Origin of the sequence: Arthrobacter sp. YAF16 (assembly GCF_052113385.1) — a bacterium.
Lineage (GTDB): Bacteria > Actinomycetota > Actinomycetes > Actinomycetales > Micrococcaceae > Arthrobacter.
Genome location: NZ_JBFRDC010000007.1, coordinates 90,580 through 107,553, shown reverse-complemented (window position 1 = coordinate 107,553; position 16,974 = coordinate 90,580). Strand labels below are relative to the sequence as shown.

At 69.0% G+C, this 16,974-nt stretch carries 11 protein-coding genes and 2 tRNA genes; 9 read left to right on the top strand and 4 right to left on the bottom strand.

Going from position 1 to position 16,974, the window contains the following annotated elements; all coding sequences use genetic code 11:
* The first annotated feature begins 65 nt into the window (after positions 1-65).
* The 3 genes from AB4Y91_RS13840 to AB4Y91_RS13830 all read left to right on the top strand — a co-directional run bounded on the left by AB4Y91_RS13840 (position 66) and on the right by AB4Y91_RS13830 (position 4,307).
* Positions 66-2,306: a prolyl oligopeptidase family serine peptidase gene (locus AB4Y91_RS13840; RefSeq protein WP_441419017.1), complete on the top strand. Its 2,241-nt coding sequence runs from the start codon at positions 66-68 to the stop codon at positions 2,304-2,306.
* 141 nt (positions 2,307-2,447) lie between these two features.
* Positions 2,448-2,535: transfer RNA gene (locus AB4Y91_RS13835), tRNA-Ser, on the top strand.
* A 119-nt stretch (positions 2,536-2,654) separates the two neighbouring features.
* Complete coding sequence (locus tag AB4Y91_RS13830) at positions 2,655-4,307, top strand: phytoene desaturase family protein (RefSeq protein ID WP_441419016.1); 1,653 nt, start codon at positions 2,655-2,657, stop codon at positions 4,305-4,307.
* 77 nt (positions 4,308-4,384) lie between these two features.
* Here the strand turns inward: AB4Y91_RS13830 and AB4Y91_RS13825 are convergent, their stop codons facing one another.
* The gene (locus tag AB4Y91_RS13825) at positions 4,385-6,574 is read right to left on the bottom strand and encodes a RecQ family ATP-dependent DNA helicase (protein WP_441419015.1); all 2,190 of its coding nucleotides are present in this window, start codon (positions 6,572-6,574) and stop codon (positions 4,385-4,387) included.
* Between the two features lie 123 nt (positions 6,575-6,697).
* On the opposite strand from AB4Y91_RS13825, the gene AB4Y91_RS13820 reads away from it, so the two are divergent.
* From AB4Y91_RS13820 to AB4Y91_RS13805, 4 genes are all read left to right on the top strand, one after another.
* On the top strand, positions 6,698-8,116 hold the full coding sequence (locus tag AB4Y91_RS13820) for a phosphomannomutase/phosphoglucomutase (RefSeq protein ID WP_441419014.1): 1,419 nt from the start codon (positions 6,698-6,700) through the stop codon (positions 8,114-8,116).
* Between the two features lie 5 nt (positions 8,117-8,121).
* The gene (locus AB4Y91_RS13815; RefSeq protein WP_441419013.1) at positions 8,122-8,631 is read left to right on the top strand and encodes a hypothetical protein; all 510 of its coding nucleotides are present in this window, start codon (positions 8,122-8,124) and stop codon (positions 8,629-8,631) included.
* Positions 8,632-8,645: 14 nt separating this feature from the next.
* Positions 8,646-9,095 carry an RrF2 family transcriptional regulator gene (locus tag AB4Y91_RS13810; protein ID WP_441419012.1) on the top strand — a complete coding sequence of 150 codons (450 nt, stop codon included), beginning with the start codon at positions 8,646-8,648 and terminating at the stop codon, positions 9,093-9,095.
* Positions 9,096-9,290: 195 nt separating this feature from the next.
* Positions 9,291-10,451, top strand: a complete 1,161-nt coding sequence (locus tag AB4Y91_RS13805) for a globin domain-containing protein (RefSeq protein WP_441419011.1) — start codon at positions 9,291-9,293, stop codon at positions 10,449-10,451.
* Here AB4Y91_RS13805 and AB4Y91_RS13800 read toward each other — a convergent pair.
* A complete protein-coding gene (locus AB4Y91_RS13800; RefSeq protein WP_441419010.1) occupies positions 10,412-11,851 on the bottom strand; it encodes an FAD-binding oxidoreductase in 1,440 nt (479 codons plus the stop codon). The genes AB4Y91_RS13805 and AB4Y91_RS13800 overlap by 40 nt on opposite strands.
* Before the next feature lie 368 nt (positions 11,852-12,219).
* Positions 12,220-14,052: a phosphoenolpyruvate carboxykinase (GTP) gene (locus AB4Y91_RS13795; RefSeq protein ID WP_441419009.1), complete on the bottom strand. Its 1,833-nt coding sequence runs from the start codon at positions 14,050-14,052 to the stop codon at positions 12,220-12,222.
* 278 nt (positions 14,053-14,330) lie between these two features.
* Between AB4Y91_RS13795 and AB4Y91_RS13790 the strand changes: the two genes are divergently transcribed.
* A tRNA-Arg gene (locus AB4Y91_RS13790) sits at positions 14,331-14,404 on the top strand.
* Between the two features lie 152 nt (positions 14,405-14,556).
* Here the strand turns inward: AB4Y91_RS13790 and AB4Y91_RS13785 are convergent.
* The gene (locus tag AB4Y91_RS13785) at positions 14,557-15,363 is read right to left on the bottom strand and encodes a FadR/GntR family transcriptional regulator (RefSeq protein ID WP_441419008.1); all 807 of its coding nucleotides are present in this window, start codon (positions 15,361-15,363) and stop codon (positions 14,557-14,559) included.
* Positions 15,364-15,463: 100 nt separating this feature from the next.
* Between AB4Y91_RS13785 and AB4Y91_RS13780 the strand changes: the two genes are divergently transcribed.
* The gene (locus AB4Y91_RS13780) at positions 15,464-16,921 is read left to right on the top strand and encodes a dihydrolipoyl dehydrogenase family protein (RefSeq protein ID WP_441419007.1); all 1,458 of its coding nucleotides are present in this window, start codon (positions 15,464-15,466) and stop codon (positions 16,919-16,921) included.
* Positions 16,922-16,974 lie beyond the last annotated feature (53 nt).

The following is a 16,974-nucleotide window of genomic DNA, read 5'->3' as shown; positions in this document are numbered from 1 at the left end:
CGTATCCGCATCCGCGCTGCCGCCTTGACTTGCCTGCCCGGCACCGGTGTTGCTTGGATGGGCCCATGACCACCACTTCAGCTGAGTACCCCACCGCGCCCGGCGAGCCCTCCGGCGCGCTTTCAGGGACCGCCCCCGAACCCGTCGATGAGAACATCTGGCTGGAGGAAATCTACGGCGAGGAACAACTGGCCTGGGTCCGGGAACAAAATGCCCGCACCGAGGAACTGCTGGAGGATGCCGAGTACGGCGAACTCGAAGACCGGATCCTGGAGGTGCTGGACTCCACCGACCGGATCGCCATGGTGGGCAAGCACGGCCAGTGGTACTACAACTTCTGGAAGGACCGCGACAATCCCAAGGGCCTGTGGCGGCGCACGGACTGGGAGAGCTACCGGGCGGGTTCCCCCGCGTGGGAGACGCTGCTCGATGTCGACGCCCTGGCCGCAGCCGAAGGCGAGGAATGGGTCTTCCACGGCGCCAGCTTCCTCCGCCCCGCGGCCGGGCAGCCGCACCGGCTGGCCCTGCTGGCGCTCTCCCCCGATGGCGGCGACGCGAACCGCTACCGGGAGTTCGACGTCGAGACCCGCAGCTTTGTCGACCCGGCCGAGGGCGGCTTTGACCTCCCGACCGCGAAGGGCAACGTTTCGTGGCTGGACGCGGACACCCTGCTGGTCGCCAGCACGGCCGCGGGACTGCCGACAACCACCTCTTCCTACGCCCGGACCGGAGTGGTCCTGCGCCGCGGCGAGTCACTGGCCTCGGCCGAGCGGCTGTTCGAAATCCCGGAAGACCACATGATGGCGCTCCTGGCACACGACTCCACCCCCGGCTTCGAGCGGACTTTCGCGGTGGACTGGATCAGCTTCTTCGAAAAGCGCACCTCGGTACTGCGCGACGGCGTCTGGGTCGAGCTGGACGTGCCCGAGGACGTGAACCTTAGCTCGCACCGGGAATGGCTGCTATTCCGTCCGCAGGGCGAGTGGACCCTGGACGGAACGAGCTACCCGGCCGGGTCCCTGCTGGCGGCGCGCTTCGATGACTTCCTGGCCGGCAGCCGGGAACTGTCCGTGCTGTTCACCCCGGATGCGCACACCTCCCTGCAGTCCTGGAGCTGGACCCGGGACTTCCTGCTGTTGAACCTGCTCCGCGACGTCTCCTCCGAGATCCGGGTGCTCGATCCGCAACGGCCCGGCGCGGACGTCGCCTGGGCCTCCAGCGTGCTCGATGCCTGCCCGCCGCTGCATGACGTCAACGCCTACGCCGTGGACGATGAAGACGGCAGCGGCGACGACGGCGACGGGAGTGGCGGGGCCGGGAACGACTTTTGGCTGGTCGCCACCGGATTTACGACGCCGAGCACGCTGACCCGCGGCACGCTCACGCGCGCCGGTGCGGACGGCGTCGTCAGCACGCACGAGGTGGTCCGGACTGCGCCGTCGTTCTTCGACGAGGACGCCTACGAGGTCCAGCAGCACTTCGCCGTGTCCAAGGACGGCACGCGTGTGCCCTACTTCCAGATCGCCGCGAAGGACCTGGTGCTGGACGGGCAGAACCCTACGCAGCTCTCCGGCTACGGCGGATTCGAGATTTCCCGCACCCCTGCCTACAGCGGCGCCGTCGGTCGGGCCTGGCTGGAGCGGCGCACGGAGGAATCAGCGGGCGCCGTGGGCGACGTGCCGCACAGCCGGGGCGGCGTTTACGTGGTGGCGAACATCCGCGGCGGCGGCGAGTACGGGCCGTCGTGGCACCGCGCCGCGCTGCAGGACAAGCGGCACCGCGCCTACGAGGACTTCGCCGCCGTGGCGCAGGACCTGATCGCGCGTGGCGTGACGTCCCGCCAGCGGCTGGGCTGCGTGGGCGGCTCCAATGGCGGCCTGCTGGTGGGGAACATGCTCACCCAGTACCCGGACCTGTTCGGCGCCGTCTCCTGCGGGGTGCCGCTGCTGGACATGCGCCGGTACAGCAAGCTCTCCGCGGGGTACTCCTGGATTGCCGAATACGGCGACCCCGATGTGCCCGAGCAGTGGGAGTTCATCCGGACCTTCTCGCCCTACCACCTGCTCCGCGACGGGGTGGAGTACCCGGAGACCTTCATCTGGACCGCCACCTCGGATGACCGTGTGGGTCCCGTGCAGGCCCGCAAGATGGCCGCCCGGATGCAGGCCATGGGCATCCCCAATGTCTGGTTCCACGAAGCGCTCGAGGGCGGCCACGCCGGCGCCTCGGACAACCGCCAGGCCGCAGCCCTGCAGAGCCGCAGCCAGCATTTCCTCTGGCGCGCCCTGGCGGGCCGGGCGGCCTAGGTGTAATTCCCACGGACGGGCAACGCGGGGTCACTTACGACCCATCCCGGGCGCTTGGACCGGCCGTAAGTGACCCCGCGTCGACCGTTTTGCACTGCATGGCCCCTTCTGCGTATCCTTGGTTGGCTAGTAATAGCAATTGGAGACGTGCCAGAGCGGCCGAATGGGCTTCACTGCTAATGAAGTGTGGGGCACAACTCCACCGGGGGTTCAAATCCCCCCGTCTCCGCGTTTGGCCCCGGTCCTGGACCGGGGCCTTTTGCGTTCCCGGGGCCCTTGGTCCCGCTCTGCGCCTCCACCCGGGCGAGCTTCGTCCGTGACGGGCCGGCCGGATGGCAGGATGGGCGCATGTCGACCAACCACGCGTTTGACGCGATCATCGTAGGCGGCGGCCACAACGGCCTGGCCGCGGCGGCGTACCTGGCCAAGGCCGGCCGGAAGGTCCTGCTGCTCGAAAGGCTCGACCAGCCCGGCGGCGCCGCGGTGTCCGCGCAGGCGTTCGACGGCGTCGGGGCACGGCTCTCGCGTTATTCCTACCTCGTGAGCCTGCTGCCGCAGCAGATCATCGACGACCTTGGTCTGAGGATCACGCTGGCGCGGCGGCGGTACTCCTCGTACACCCCGGACCCGGCCAATCCCGGACGGGCGCTCCTGATCGACAATGAGGACGCCGAGTCCACGGCCGCCTCGTTCGGTGCGATCGGGGCGTCCGACGACGAGTTCCGCGCCTTCAACGAGTTTTACGCCAGCTGCGGGAAGCTCACCCGGGCGCTCTGGCCCACCATGACGGCCCCGCTGCCCACCCGGTCGGCAGCGAAGTCACTCGCCCGCCGGGCCGGCGCCGCGGAGGCGTGGGAGGCCATGGTTGAGCAGCCGGTCGGGCACGCCATCGCCGAGGCACTCCGGCACGACCTGGTCCGCGGCGTGGTCCTGACCGACGCCCTGATCGGCACCTTTGCCCGCGCCGACGACGCCGACCTCCAGCAGAACATCTGTTTCCTGTACCACCTGATCGGCGGCGGGACCGGTGACTGGGATGTGCCCGTGGGCGGGATGGGCGCGGTGTCCGGGGAGCTGGAACGTGCGGCCAGGGACGCGGGCGCGACCATCCTCACCTCTGCGGAGGCCACCTCCGTCCGCCCGGGCGGCGTCGTCAGCTACCGGCACGACGGCGCACACCACACCGTCTCCGCCCCGTGGGTCCTGTCCAATGTGGCCCCCGTGGTCCTGGACCGCTTGCGCAACGCTGCGTCGGGCGGTCCGATTGCGGCCGCGCAGGGCGGGACTGCACCCGCCAAGCACGCCACGCAGAACCCGAACCATCTCCGCGAGGGCGCCCAGGTCAAGGTGAACCTGCTGCTCAAGCGGCTGCCCCGGCTGCTGGACGACGCCGTCAGTCCGGAAGCGGCTTTCGGCGGCACGTTCCACATCAACGAGACGTGGTCCCAGCTGGATGCGGCGTACGTCTCCGCCGCGGGAGGGGCTGTTCCGGATCCCCTGCCGTGCGAGATCTACTGCCATTCGTTGACCGATCCAAGCATCCTGTCCGCGGAGCTTCAGGCGGCCGGCGCGCATACCCTCACAGTGTTCGGCCTGCACGTCCCGGACCGGCTGGTGACCGCGCAGAACAACGACGCCCGGCGGGCGGAGTTGCAGGCCGCGGTGCTGCGTTCGCTTAACAGGGTCCTCGCCGAGCCGGTCGAGGAGCTGCTGCTGACAGGTCCGGACGGCCGGCCGTGCATCGAAACCAAGACCACCCTGGATATCGAACGCGCCGTCGGCATGCCGCGCGGCAACATCTTCCACGGCGGCCTCGACTGGCCATTCGTGGACGACGACGCACCCCTGGACACCCCGGCGCAGCGCTGGGGCGTCGCTACGGACGACCCGCAGCTCCTGCTTTGCGGTTCCGGGGCCCGCCGCGGCGGGGCCGTCAGCGCCATCGGCGGCCACAACGCCGCCATGGCCGTGCTGGAGTCCGGGCGGCCGCGCAGCAGCTGAGCGCGTGCAACGAAGCGCGCGCTGCTAAGCACGCGGCTAAAAGCGCTGCTAAAGGCGCTGCCCGGGATGGCCTCGGCTCAGCCGGCCTGTCCGAGCACGAGCGGCAGCACTGCCCCGGCGCCTGCGAGCCGCAGGGCACGTCCGGCCACGGTGACGGTCCAGCGGCTGTCCACCAGATCGTCCACCAGCATGACGCTCTGGCCCTGGATGCCGTCCAGCGCCGCGGCCAGCTCGGGCCCCACCACGACCCGGTCCCAAACCCCGGCGAGACGGTAGGCGCTGTTTCCGCCGCGGCCGCCCGTGGGGCCGCCGTGGGCAAGCTGCAGCTGGCCCAGGTACGGGATGCGGCCGATCTCGGAGATACCGCGGGCCAGCGACTCCACCAATTCGGGCTTGCCCCGGGACGGGACGCTGACGATCGCGGCCGGACGGCCAGCGCCGCTCCAGCCGGGGTTGCGCGCGTCGCCGCCGCCCCATTCGCGGAGGACCTGCACGCAGGCCCGCAGCATGCCGGGGTCCACGGCCCGGTCGGGGGCACCCGCGGCGAAGGTCTCGCGCAGCGCGCCGCCCCAGCCCAGATCTGTCAGCCGCGCCAGCACCCGTCCATTGGCCAGGCTTTCCTCCGGCTTGATCTTGCCCTTTACGTTCACGCCGAGGCGCTCCATACCGCCGGGCCACTGCAGCCGCGGTTCCAGCACCATGCCGGCCCGGTTCAGTGTCGCGCCCGCCGTTTCGGTGGCGTCGGCGGCAATGTCGGCGGGGAACCACCGGCCGGCGCAGTTGTCGCAGCGGCCGCAGGCGGTGGCGGTCTCGTCGTCGAGCACCGAGGTGATGTACTCCATCCGGCAGCCGGCGGTGTCCTGGTAGATCACCATGGAGTCCTGCTCGTCAACGCGTGCCTCCGCAATCCGGCGGTACCGCTCGGCATCGTAGGTCCACGGCTGGCCGGTGGAACGCCATCCGCCGCCCACGCGCTCGACGGCCCCGTCCACGGCCAGCACCTTCAGCAAGAGCTCCAGCGGCGTCCGGCGCAGGTCCACCCGGGCCTCAAGCCCCACGGTGGACACCGCGGTGCCGGCCTCGGCCAGCGCGGTCAGGACCGCGGAGGCCTTTTCTTCCGAGGGCATCGACGCGGTGGCGAAATACTGCCAGATGTCCCGGTCCTCGGAGCCGGGCAGGAGCAGCACGTCGGCGTTTGCCGCGCCGCGGCCGGCACGGCCGACCTGCTGGTAGTAGGCCACCGGGGACGACGGCGCCCCGAGGTGCACCACGAAGCCAAGGTCCGGCTTGTCGAAGCCCATGCCGAGGGCGGAGGTGGCCACCAGCGCCTTCACCTGATTGTCCTTGAGCAGCTGCTCGGCGCGTTCCCGGTCGGCGGGGTCGGTCCGGCCGGTGTAGGCGAGCACTTCGTGGCCGGCCTCGGCCAGGAGCCGGGCGGTGTCCTCCGCGCCCGACACGGTGAGGGTGTAGATGATGCCGCTGCCGGGAAGGTCCTTCAGGTGGGTAAGCAGCCAGCCCAGCCGCTCCCGGGAGTCGGGCAGCCGCAGCACGCCCAGCCGCAGGGACTCACGGCCCAGGGCGCCGCGGATGGTCAGCACGCCCTCACCGAGCTGTTCCTCGATGTCGTGCACCACCCGCGAGTTGGCGGTGGCGGTGGTGGCCAGGACCGGGACGCTGTCCGGCAGCTGGGTGATCAGGTCGGCGATCCGCCGGTAGTCCGGCCGGAAGTCGTGGCCCCAGTCCGAGATGCAGTGCGCCTCATCGATCACCAGCAGCCCGGTCCGGCGGACCAGCTCAGGCAGCTGGTTCTCCCGGAACGACGGGTTGGTGAGCCGCTCCGGGGACACGAGGAGCACGTCCACCTCGTCGGCCGCGAGCTGTTCGCGGACGGTGTCCCAGTCGAGCTGGTTTGCCGAGTTGATGGCCACGGCCCGGACCCCGGCCCGCGCGGCGGCGGCGACCTGGTCCCGCATCAACGCCAGCAGCGGGGACACGATCAGCGTCGGGCCCGCTCCGCGGCGGCGCAGCAGCAAGGACGCGACGAAGTACACGGCCGACTTGCCCCAGCCGGTGCGCTGCACGACAAGGGCGCGCCGGCCGCCGTCCACGAGGGCCTCGATAGCCTCGAACTGGCCGTCGTGGAACTCAGCATCCGGGTGCCCCACAAGTTCGCGCAGCACCGCCTGGGCCTGCTCACGCGTCCCGGTACCCCCGGCGGAGGGTGATTCGGGGGCGGAAAGGAGTGCAGCGTTCTGGTTATTGGCCATTGCTTCAGTATCCCAGTCCCCTCCGACAGCCACGAAGCCGGCGGAGTCGTATGTGGACAATCCGTATCCACATACGCGGCCGGCGCGGACGGTCCCCGGCGGCTTCCACGTAAGATGGGAGCCGTGACTAGCGACCAGACAAAGACTTTTGACCTCTCGGCTTCCTTCAAGGCCTACGACGTGCGCGGAATTGTGGGCGAATCCATCACCGCGGAAATCGTCGAAGCCGTCGGGGCTGCCTTTGTGGACGTCCTGGACCTGGCCGGACAGACAGTACTGGTCGGCGGCGACATGCGCCCCTCCTCCCCCGAGTTCAGCCGGGCCTTCGCCAACGGCGCGGCAACCCGCGGCGCCAACGTCCAGCTGCTCGACCTGATCTCCACGGACGAGCTGTACTACGCTTGCGGCGCCCTGAACGCTGCCGGCGCCACGTTCACCGCAAGCCACAACCCGGCCGAGTACAACGGCATCAAGATGGCCAAGGCCGGCGCCGTGCCGATCTCCTCCGAAACCGGTCTGAAGGAGATCCAGGCCCTGGCCGAGGAATACCTCAACGCCGGCACCATCCCCGCGAACGGCCCCCGCGGCCTGATCAGCGTGCGGGACGTCCTCAAGGACTACTCCGAGTACCTGCGCAGCCTCGTTGACCTCAGCGGATCCCGTCCGCTCAAGGTCGTGGTGGACGCCGGCAACGGCATGGCCGGCATGACGACCCCCGCCGTGCTGGGTGACACGCTGCTGCCCAAGCTGCCGCTCGAGATCATCCCGCTCTACTTCGAGCTCGACGGATCTTTCCCGAACCACCCGGCCAACCCGCTGGAGCCGGAAAACCTGCGCGACCTGCAGGCCGCCGTCGTCGAGCACGGCGCGGACATCGGCCTGGCGTTCGACGGCGACGCCGACCGCTGCTTCGTGATCGACGAAAAGGGCGAGCCGGTCTCGCCGTCGGCCGTCACCGGCATGGTGGCGCGCCGCGAGATCGCCCGCGCCAAGGCCAACGGCGAGGAAACGCCGACGATTATCCACAACCTGCTGACCTCGCGGGCGGTGCCCGAACTGGTGGTCAACGACGGCGGCCGCGCGTTCCGCACCCGGGTGGGACACTCCTTCATCAAGGCCGTGATGGCGGCCGAAGGTGCGATCTTCGGGGGCGAGCACTCCGCCCACTTCTACTTCCGCGATTTCTGGAATGCGGACACCGGCATGCTGGCCGCCATGCACGTCCTGGCTGCCCTCGGCGAGCAGGACGGTCCGCTGTCGGAGCTCGGCCGCGAATACGAGCCCTACAAGTCCTCCGGCGAGATCAACTCGGAAATCGAGGACAAGGCCGCCGCCGTGGAGCGTGTCCGCGTGGACTTCTACGACGAAGACGTTGAGGTGGACTACCTCGACGGCAGCACTTTCATCGCCGCCGACGGAAGCTACTGGTTCAACCTGCGCCCGTCCAATACCGAGCCGTTCCTCCGCCTGAACGTCGAGGCCACGGACCAGGAAACCATGGAACGCGTCCGCGACCGGGTCCTGGCCCTGGTCCGGGGCTGATCGCCATGACCGATTCACCGGAGACCCAGGGGGCCGTCCTGCAGCCGGCGGATCCGGCTGAGGACTCCTGGCGCGGCTCGGTGCCGGATGCCATCGCCACCGACCTGGAGAACCTGCTCGGCACCGGAGTGGGGGCGGCCCAGGAGCAGCTCGAGCGCAACGGCGGCTTCCTGCCCTTCGCCCTGGTGGTGGAGAACGACGGCGAAGTCCGCCTGGTGGCTGTCACCCCGGCAGACGCAGCCGGGGACAGCGACGCCGATTTCGACGCCGACGCCATGATCAACGACCTCACCGAGCTGCTCCGGCAGCACCGGGACGAGTTCCGCGCCGCCGCGATCGTCTGTGACATCACCCTGCTGGAAGAGGACTCGGACGCGATCCACGTGGCCGCCGAGCACCAGGACGGCTCCGTCTTCGCAGCGGTACTGCCCTACGGCGCGAACCCGGCGACGCACGAGCTGGAGTTTGGCGAGCTTTCCGCCGACACCAACGAACCCGCCGTCTGGGTGGACTAGACCAAGCCGGTGCCATGAAGATCAACGCCTTCGCGGACGTGAGCCTGCGCGCGATGATGGTGCTCGCGGCCGCAGCCGACGGCGAACTGCTCACCACCCAGAGCATCGCGGACGCCGTCGGCACGCCCTACAACCACGTCAGCAAGGCAATGGCAAAGCTGCGCGAACTCGGCCTGATCGACGTCGAACGCGGCCGCAATGGCGGGTCCCGGCTCAGCGGCGCCGGCCGGGCCGCCACCGTCGGGCAGCTGCTGCGCGCACTGGACACCCGGACCGACCCGGCGGACTGCGTGGCTGCCGCGGGCGCCTGCCCGCTCATCAACGAGTGCCGGCTGCGCAGCGCCCTGGGCCGCGCGCGTGAGGCGTTCTACCGTGAGCTTGATGACATTGTCGTCGCTTCGCTGCCGACCTCCCGGCAAATGAATCCAGTCTTCCAGGCCATCGGCCTGCGCCCGGGCCTGTAGCCAGCCTCTAACCAGGCGCGGCCCCGGCATCCGAGGCCGCGATCCCCCTCCGGAGTCCGCCCCGCCCGGGCGTCACCCGATTTGCAACCGTTTTCTACGCCGTGTAGAACTGAGGCATAAATACTCGTATTTCAAATGCAGGTATTTCAGAAACGGTCCGGTTGAAGACCCCGGGCCACTATCTCAGGAGTCAGCATGCTCTCGGACAAGTCCTTCCCCGTCATCGAGGCCACCCTGCCGCTGGTCGGTTCCCGGATCGGCGATATCACCCCCAAGTTCTACGCCCGGCTCTTCGGCGCCCACCCCGAGCTGCTGGACGGGCTGTTCAGCCGCTCCAACCAGCGCTCCGGCAACCAGCAGCAGGCCCTGGCCGGGAGCATCGCCGCTTTCGCCAGCCACCTCGTCAGCAACCCGGGCACCCTGCCGGAGACCGTGCTGTCGCGCATCGCGCACCGCCACGCCTCGCTCGGCATCACCGAGCCGCAGTACCAGGTGGTCTACGAGCACCTCTTCGCCGCCATCGCCGAAGACCTGGCCGAGGTCATCACCCCGGAAATCGCCGAGGCCTGGACCGAGGTCTACTGGCTTATGGCCGACGCGCTGATCAAGCTCGAGAAGGGCCTCTACGCCGGCCAGGCCAACGGCAAGATGTGGTCCCCGTGGAAGGTCGCCGCGAAGACCCCCGCCGGCACCGGCTCCATGACGTTCACCCTGGAACCGGCCAACGACACCCCCATCACCCCGGCCCTCCCCGGCCAGTACGTCAGCGTCAAGGTCACCCTGCCGGAGGGCTTGCGCCAGGTCCGCCAGTACTCGCTCTCCGGCGACGCCGGCACCAGCCGTAGCTTCACCACCAAGCTCGACGACGGCGGCGAGGTCTCCCCCGTGCTGCACCACCACGTCGAGGTCGGGGACATCCTCGAGATCTCCAACCCCTACGGCGAAATCACCCTCAAGGAGAGCGAGGGCCCCGTGGTCCTGGCGTCGGCCGGCATCGGCTGCACGCCTTCGGCTTCGATCCTGCGCTCCCTTGCCGAGGCCGGTTCGGACCGACAGGTGCTGGTCCTGCACGCGGAAAGCACCCTGGACAGCTGGGCGCTGCGCTCCCAGATGACGGACGACGTCGAGCGCCTGGAAGCGGCCGAGTTGCAGCTCTGGCTCGAGCGGCCGGAGGCGGGGGCGAAGGAAGGCTTCATGTCGCTGCGCGACGTGGACCTGCCGGCCAACGCCTCGCTGTACCTGTGCGGTCCGCTGCCGTTCATGAAGAACATCCGCAACGAGGCCATCAATGCGGGCATCCCCGCCACCAAGATCCACTACGAGGTCTTCGGGCCGGACATCTGGCTCGCCAACTGACTCCCTAGCAATCGATGAAAGAACGACGGCACACCGGTGATCGCGTGGCCGAACCGCAGGAGATTGCCGGGGTCGTAGCTGGACTTCACGGCCCTCATCCGTTCATAGACGGCGGGCGACCATGCCCTGGAACGGTCAGCCTCATCGCCGGGTTCGCCGTGGAAGTTGACCAGGGTAAAACCCGTCGAGTGCGGAGCCATCGCGGCCAGGACCGTGCGGATGGCTGCCGAGACGGCCTCGGCGACCGGGGGCATCTTGAACCCGAGCAGGAAGAGCAGGAATGCCGCGTCCCGCCCCGACACGGCGTTCGGCAGCGCCCCGGCACGGGCCAAGGCGCCACCCAGCGGCCGGATTTCGACCAGGAGGAGCGGACAGTCCGAGCCTTCGCCGGTGTGGTTCAGCAACTCCGCCAGGGTACTGTCGCCGAGATCCTTCAGCAGCGCTCCGCCGGCTGTGAAAGGGAGCGGATCCGCCGGATCCATGTGGATCTGGTCAACGTCCAGGTAGCTCATGGGGCCGGCCGTATCCATCAACGGGCTCGAAACGGCGCGCATCGGGGCCAGCAGCGCATCGCCGGCCTCGCGGTTCCCCAGAAAGGCGAAGCGGAGGTGCACCACAAACTGGCCCCGCAGCGGCGCGGGGACGAACTCCATGTCGGGCAGCCGCAGCAGCGAAATCGAGGGCGAGGCGTCCTCCGGCAGCGTAGGCAACCACTCCCGGAACGCCGCCAGGATGAGGCCGGCATCGGCACCCGGATAGATGATGCCGCCGCCGTAGAACTCGCCCAGCGGAAAGAGGCTGAATTCGAGTTCGGTCACGATCCCGAAGTTGCCCTTGCCGCCGAGCATCATCGCGAACAGCTCGGCTTCGGCCTCGGCGTCAATCCGGCGCAACGCACCGTCCGCGGTGACCACTTCCATGCTCCGGACATGATCAGCGGCAAAGCCGTGGGCGCGGCCCAGCACTGGAAGCCCGCCGCCGACGGTGTATCCCACGACGCCGACGTCGGTACTCGAGCCGTGCAGTCCCACCAGCCCGAGCGGAACGCTCGCTTCCAGGACGCTGCGCCACTTCACTCCTGCCCCCACCCTCGCGGTGCGCTCCACCGGGTCGATGTGCAGCTCCTGCAACCGCCTGGTGTTAATCAGCAGGCCGCCCTCGACCACTGAGTCGGCGCCGTGCCCGGTGGACTGGACCGCCACCGGCAGCCGGCGTTCCGCCGCCCATTTGACCCCGGCCGCGACGTCCTGGGCGGTGCTGGCGCCCAGGACGACGTCGGGCCGGTGGACGGTAGCGGCGTTGAACGCGAACGTCTCGGCCGCGAATTCTGGGCTGTCCGGCAAAGCGACCGTTCCGCTGACAGCTTCGGACAGGGCCTGGATATCCTCGGTGACAAGCATGAGTGCTCCTGGGGTTTCGCCTGCCGGGGCAGGCGGAGGGCACGCCGCCGCGCGCCCGGGATGTTCCCCGCATCCCTGGCAGTCAGCGTCAGGCCCGGCTGATGAATGCGACGAGCCTACGGCCGCTCCCGACTACAGGCTAGGGGCCTTGGTCCCGGCAGCCACCGGGGCCCCGCCATGACTCATCGGCTGCTCCGCAACGGCCGTTCTGAGGCCTCAAAAGGGCATCCGCGGTGGGGCCACGCCGGGAGGGTTCCCCAGCCGAACTTGTGGGGCTAGGGAACCGGTGGGGACAATCGATGAGGGAACGACGGCGGCCCCGCACCTTATCCAAGGTGCGGGGCCGCCGTCGTTGGATCAGCCGCCTGCTAGTGCGCGGACATCCGTTCCTTGAGCGAGTCGAGCTCGGCGCGCAGCGCGTCCGGCAGCGAGTCGCCAAACTTTGCGTACCACTCCTCGATGGAGGCCAGCTCGGCGTCCCATTCCTCGCGGTCCACGCGGACGGCGTCCTCGACGTGGGCGTGGGTCAGGTCCAGGCCGGTGAGGTCCAGCGAATGGCCGGTCGGAACGAAGCCGATGGGAGTCTCCACCGCGTCGGCCTTACCCTCGATGCGCTCAATGGCCCACTTGAGGACACGGGCATTGTCGCCGAAGCCGGGCCACGCGAAACCGCCGTCAGCCGTGCGGCGGAACCAGTTCACCAGGAAAATGTGCGGCAGCCGCTCCGGGTTGGCCTTGCCGGAGACGCTGATCCAGTGCTTCAGGTAGTCGCCGGCGTCGTAGCCGATGAACGGCAGCATGGCCATCGGGTCACGGCGAAGCACACCGACCTGTCCGGCCGCGGCGGCCGTGGTCTCCGAGGAGAGCGTCGAGCCCATGAAGATGCCGTTGGTCCAGCTGCGGGCCTGGGTCACCAGCGGCACCGTGGTCTTGCGCCGGCCGCCGAAGAGGATCGCGGAGAGCTCCACACCCTCCGGGCTGTAGTACTCCTCGGCCAGCATGTCGACCTGCGAAATCGGGGTGCAGAAGCGGGAGTTCGGGTGCGCGGCAGGCTGGTCCGACGCCGGGGTCCAGTCGTTGCCCTGCCAGTCGGTCAGGTGCGCGGGGACCTCGTCGGTCATGCCTTCCCACCACACGCCGCCGTCGTCCGTGAGGGCAACGTTCGTGAAGATGCTGTGGCCCTTGGCGATGGCACGCATGGCGTTGGGGTTGGTGCCCCAGCCGGTGCCCGGGGCGACGCCGAACAGGCCGGCCTCGGGGTTGGTGGCGCGCAGTTCGCCTTCCTTGCCGATCCGCATCCAGGTGATGTCGTCGCCGAGGGTTTCGACGTCCCAGCCCTCGATCGTGGGGTCGAGCAGGGCGAGGTTGGTCTTGCCGCAGGCGGAGGGGAACGCCGCGGAAATGTAGTAGTTCTTCTTCTCCGGCGAAGTCAGCTTGAGGATGAGCATGTGCTCGGCCAGCCAGCCCTCGTCGCGGGCCATGACCGAGGCGATGCGCAGGGCGTAGCACTTCTTGCCGAGCAGGGCGTTGCCGCCGTAACCGGAGCCGAAGGACCAGATGGAACGCTCCTCCGGGAAGTGCACGATCCACTTGTCCGGGTTGCACGGCCAGGCGACGTCAGCCTGCCCCGGGGCCAGGGGGGCGCCCAGGGAGTGCAGGGCCGGGACGAAGAAGGCGTTGGTGGCGGTGATCTTGTTCAGCACGTCGGTGCCGATCGTGGCCATGATGCGCATGGAGGCGACAACGTAGGCGCTGTCCGTGATCTCCACGCCGAACTTCGGGTCCTCGGCGTCGAGGTGGCCCATGACGAAGGGGATGACGTACATGGTGCGGCCGCGCATGGAGCCGCTGAACAGGCCGCGCAGCTTCTCCTTCATCTCCGCCGGAGCCATCCAGTTGTTGGTGAAGCCCGCATCGCGTTCGTTCTCGGAGCAGATGAAGGTCTGCTCCTCGACGCGGGCGACGTCGGCGGGGTCTGAGAATGCCGCGAAGGAATTCGGGAACAGCTTCTCATTCAGCCGGGTCAGGGTTCCGGCCGCCACGAGCTCGTCCGTGAGCCGGGTGTTCTCTTCTTCCGAGCCATCAACCCAGTGGATCCGGTCCGGCTGGGTCAGTTCAGCAACCTCTTCAACCCATGCCAGCAGTCCAGCATGTGTGGTGGGTGCTTTCTCAAGCAGCGGCAGTCGCGCCAGATCGCCCATTACGGTTCCCTTCCTCGGGTTCAGTGGTGTGTCCTAAATGCTAGGTCTCGCGGGTGATTCAGTTTCAGGCCCAAATACGGGTTGACGATGGAGCCGAGATCCAAAATCCCCGGAAAATCAAGGTTTAATATCTCCGAGCGCTGGTCTTTTTGTGATCAAGGTCACGTAGACCGGTCTAGTCGGGCAGATTACATGGCTCTCGATTTGGAACTCTGGGCCCCTCTCGCGTAAAGTAATTCGAGGTTCGGGGAGCGAGAAGTTCCCGAAGAGCCGAGAATGCGCCCATAGCTCAGCTGGATAGAGCGTCTGTCTACGGAACAGAAGGTCAGGGGTTCGAATCCCTTTGGGCGCACAGATAGAAAAGATCCGCACCGGTCCGCCGGTGCGGATCTTTTGCTTTCCCGGCTTGTTTCAGAAATCCGCGGCGGTTCCGGACAGAGGCAGGTCCGATCCGGGCCGCACCGGTCTCAAACGGTAGCGGAAAACGGGCCACGGCCCGGCGACTTACTCCCCCACGGCAGCCGCGATACGCCGGCGTATCCCGTCAAAGTGGCTGCCCAGCCGTTCCGCGGCGAGGACGGCGTCGCCCGCCGCCACAGCCTCGTAGATGACCCGGTGCAGCGCAGCCCCCGCGGCAGTGCCGACGTCGGCGGTGCCAACGTCGGCGGTGTCGGCTCCGGCAGGTTCGACCTCGCCGGCGGCCGGCCGGGCGTCGCCGCCCAGTTCCAGCTGGATCCGGCGGTAGACCGCCTGGAACGCGTCCACCAGGCCCAGCAGCAGCTCATTGCCCAGCGGCTCGAACAGTTTGCGATGGAAATCGGCGTCGGCTTCGACAAAGTGTTCCCCGGACCCGGCCAGCTCTTCCATCCGCAGCACCGCCGCCTCGAGTCCCGCCAGGTGGTCCGCCGTCATGCGCGCCATGGACACGCCGATCAGCCCCGACTCCAGCAGCCGCCGCGCCTCGATCAGCTCGAGCGCCTCCCGCCCCCGGTGCCGCAGCGACATCCGCCCCCGGAAGCTGAGCCCGCCAACCAGAGCCTCGAAGTTGCTCGCGGCCACGAACATGCCGAAGCCGTGCCGGATCTCAATCACGCCCAGGGCCTGGAGCACCTTCAGCGTCTCCCGCAGCGTGTTCCGGCCGATCCCCAGCAGCGCCGCGAGTTCGTTTTCGGTGGGCAGCGGGTCGCCGGGTTCCAGCTCCCGCTCAAGGATCAGCTCGATGATGTCGGCCTGCAGGGCGCGCAGCCGGGCCTGCGCGCCCAACCGGCGCGGCGGCCCGGCGTCGCCCGCGTCCGAATTGGCTGCGCACACGGCTGGACTCCTCCCCAAAGGTGATCCTCAGGGTAGCGGACGTCCCACCTCCTGCCCAGTGTCCCGTCAAAGCCCCTCCCGGCGGGGTTAGGCTGTTGCCATGACGGCACACTTTGAGCGTGAATTCGATGTCATCGTGATCGGGGCAGGCGCGGTGGGCGAGAACGTGGCCGAGCGCGTGGTCCGGGGCGGATTGACGGCCGTCCTGGTGGAGGCGGAGCTGGTGGGCGGCGAGTGTTCGTACTGGGCCTGCATGCCATCGAAGGCGTTGCTCCGGCCCGGCACCGCACTCCATGGCGCCCAGACCGTGCCGGGCGCCGGGGAGGCGGTCACCAGGGTGCTCGACGCCGCGGCCGTGCTGAAGCGGCGGGACTACTTCACCTCCAATTGGCAGGACGACAGCCAGGTCAAATGGGTCGAGGACACCGGGATCGAGTTGCTCCGCGGCCACGGCTGGATCACCGGGGCCCGCCGGGCGGAGGTGGCCGGCGTGGACGGCAACAGCTACAAGCTCGTGGCGCGCCACGCCATCGTGCTGGCCACCGGGTCGCGCCCCACCATCCCGCCCATCGAAGGCCTCGAGGAAGTCGACTTCTGGACCACCCGGGAGGCCACCTCCGCGCACGAGATCCCGGCGCGGCTCGGTGTGCTCGGCGGCGGCGTGGCCGGCACGGAGCTCGCCCAGGCCTTCGCCCGGCTCGGGTCGACCGTGACGGTCGTGGCCCGCGGCGGGCTGCTGGGAGCTTTTCCGGCCCCGGCGGCCGAGCTGGTCCAGGCGGGGCTGCGCGCCGACGGCGTCGAACTCCACCTCCGCACCGGCACCCAAGGCGTCCATGAGAACGACGACGGCTCCCTGACCCTGACGCTCGAGGGCGGCGGCAGCGTCACGGTGGACAAGCTCCTGGTCGCCACCGGCAGGCACCCCGCTGTGGAGGGCATCGGGTTGGAGAGCGTGGGCCTGTCCGCCGACGACGGGAAGGCCCCGCGGCTCGAGACGGACGCGAGCGGGCTCGTCCGGGGAGCCGACGGCAACGACAGTAGGCCGTGGCTCTACGCCGTCGGCGACGCCGCAGGCAAGGTCCTGCTCACCCACCAGGGCAAATACGAGGCGCGGGCCACCGGCGACGCGATTGCCGCCCGCGCCAAGGGCACGCTCACCGGCGAGCCGGCCCCGTGGAGCCGCTACGCCCACACCGCGGACGAGCACGCCGTCCCCAATGTGGTCTTCACCGACCCCGAGCTGGCAAATGTCGGGCGCAGCCTGGAACAGGCCGAGAGGGACGGCTACCGGGCCACCTCCGTGCAGCTCCCCATCCAGGTGGCCGGCTCCTCGCTGCATTCCGAACATTACAAGGGCTGGGCCCAGCTGGTGGTCGATGAGGACCGCAAAGTGCTGCTGGGCGCCACCTTCGCCGGGCCGGATGTTGCCGAGCTGTTGCACGCGGCGACCATCGCCGTCGTCGGCGAAGTCCCGCTGGACCGGCTCTGGCACGCCGTCCCGTCCTATCCCACGATCAGCGAGGTGTGGCTGCGGCTTCTCGAGGAGTACGGCCTCTAAGCGCGAACAGACACTTGGGGCCCCGGAACCGTCGGTTCCGGGGCCCCAAGTGT

What these genes read in the sequence shown, in the direction of transcription:
- AB4Y91_RS13840 (WP_441419017.1), top strand. Translation starts at nt 66, where the DNA reads ATGACCACCACTTCAGCTGAGTACCCCACCGCGCCCGGCGAGCCCTCC.
- AB4Y91_RS13830 (WP_441419016.1), top strand. Translation starts at nt 2,655, where the DNA reads ATGTCGACCAACCACGCGTTTGACGCGATCATCGTAGGCGGCGGCCAC.
- AB4Y91_RS13825 (WP_441419015.1), bottom strand. Translation starts at nt 6,574, where the DNA reads ATGGCCAATAACCAGAACGCTGCACTCCTTTCCGCCCCCGAATCACCC.
- AB4Y91_RS13815 (WP_441419013.1), top strand. Translation starts at nt 8,122, where the DNA reads ATGACCGATTCACCGGAGACCCAGGGGGCCGTCCTGCAGCCGGCGGAT.
- AB4Y91_RS13810 (WP_441419012.1), top strand. Translation starts at nt 8,646, where the DNA reads ATGAAGATCAACGCCTTCGCGGACGTGAGCCTGCGCGCGATGATGGTG.
- AB4Y91_RS13805 (WP_441419011.1), top strand. Translation starts at nt 9,291, where the DNA reads ATGCTCTCGGACAAGTCCTTCCCCGTCATCGAGGCCACCCTGCCGCTG.
- AB4Y91_RS13800 (WP_441419010.1), bottom strand. Translation starts at nt 11,851, where the DNA reads ATGCTTGTCACCGAGGATATCCAGGCCCTGTCCGAAGCTGTCAGCGGA.
- AB4Y91_RS13795 (WP_441419009.1), bottom strand. Translation starts at nt 14,052, where the DNA reads ATGGGCGATCTGGCGCGACTGCCGCTGCTTGAGAAAGCACCCACCACA.
- AB4Y91_RS13780 (WP_441419007.1), top strand. Translation starts at nt 15,464, where the DNA reads ATGACGGCACACTTTGAGCGTGAATTCGATGTCATCGTGATCGGGGCA.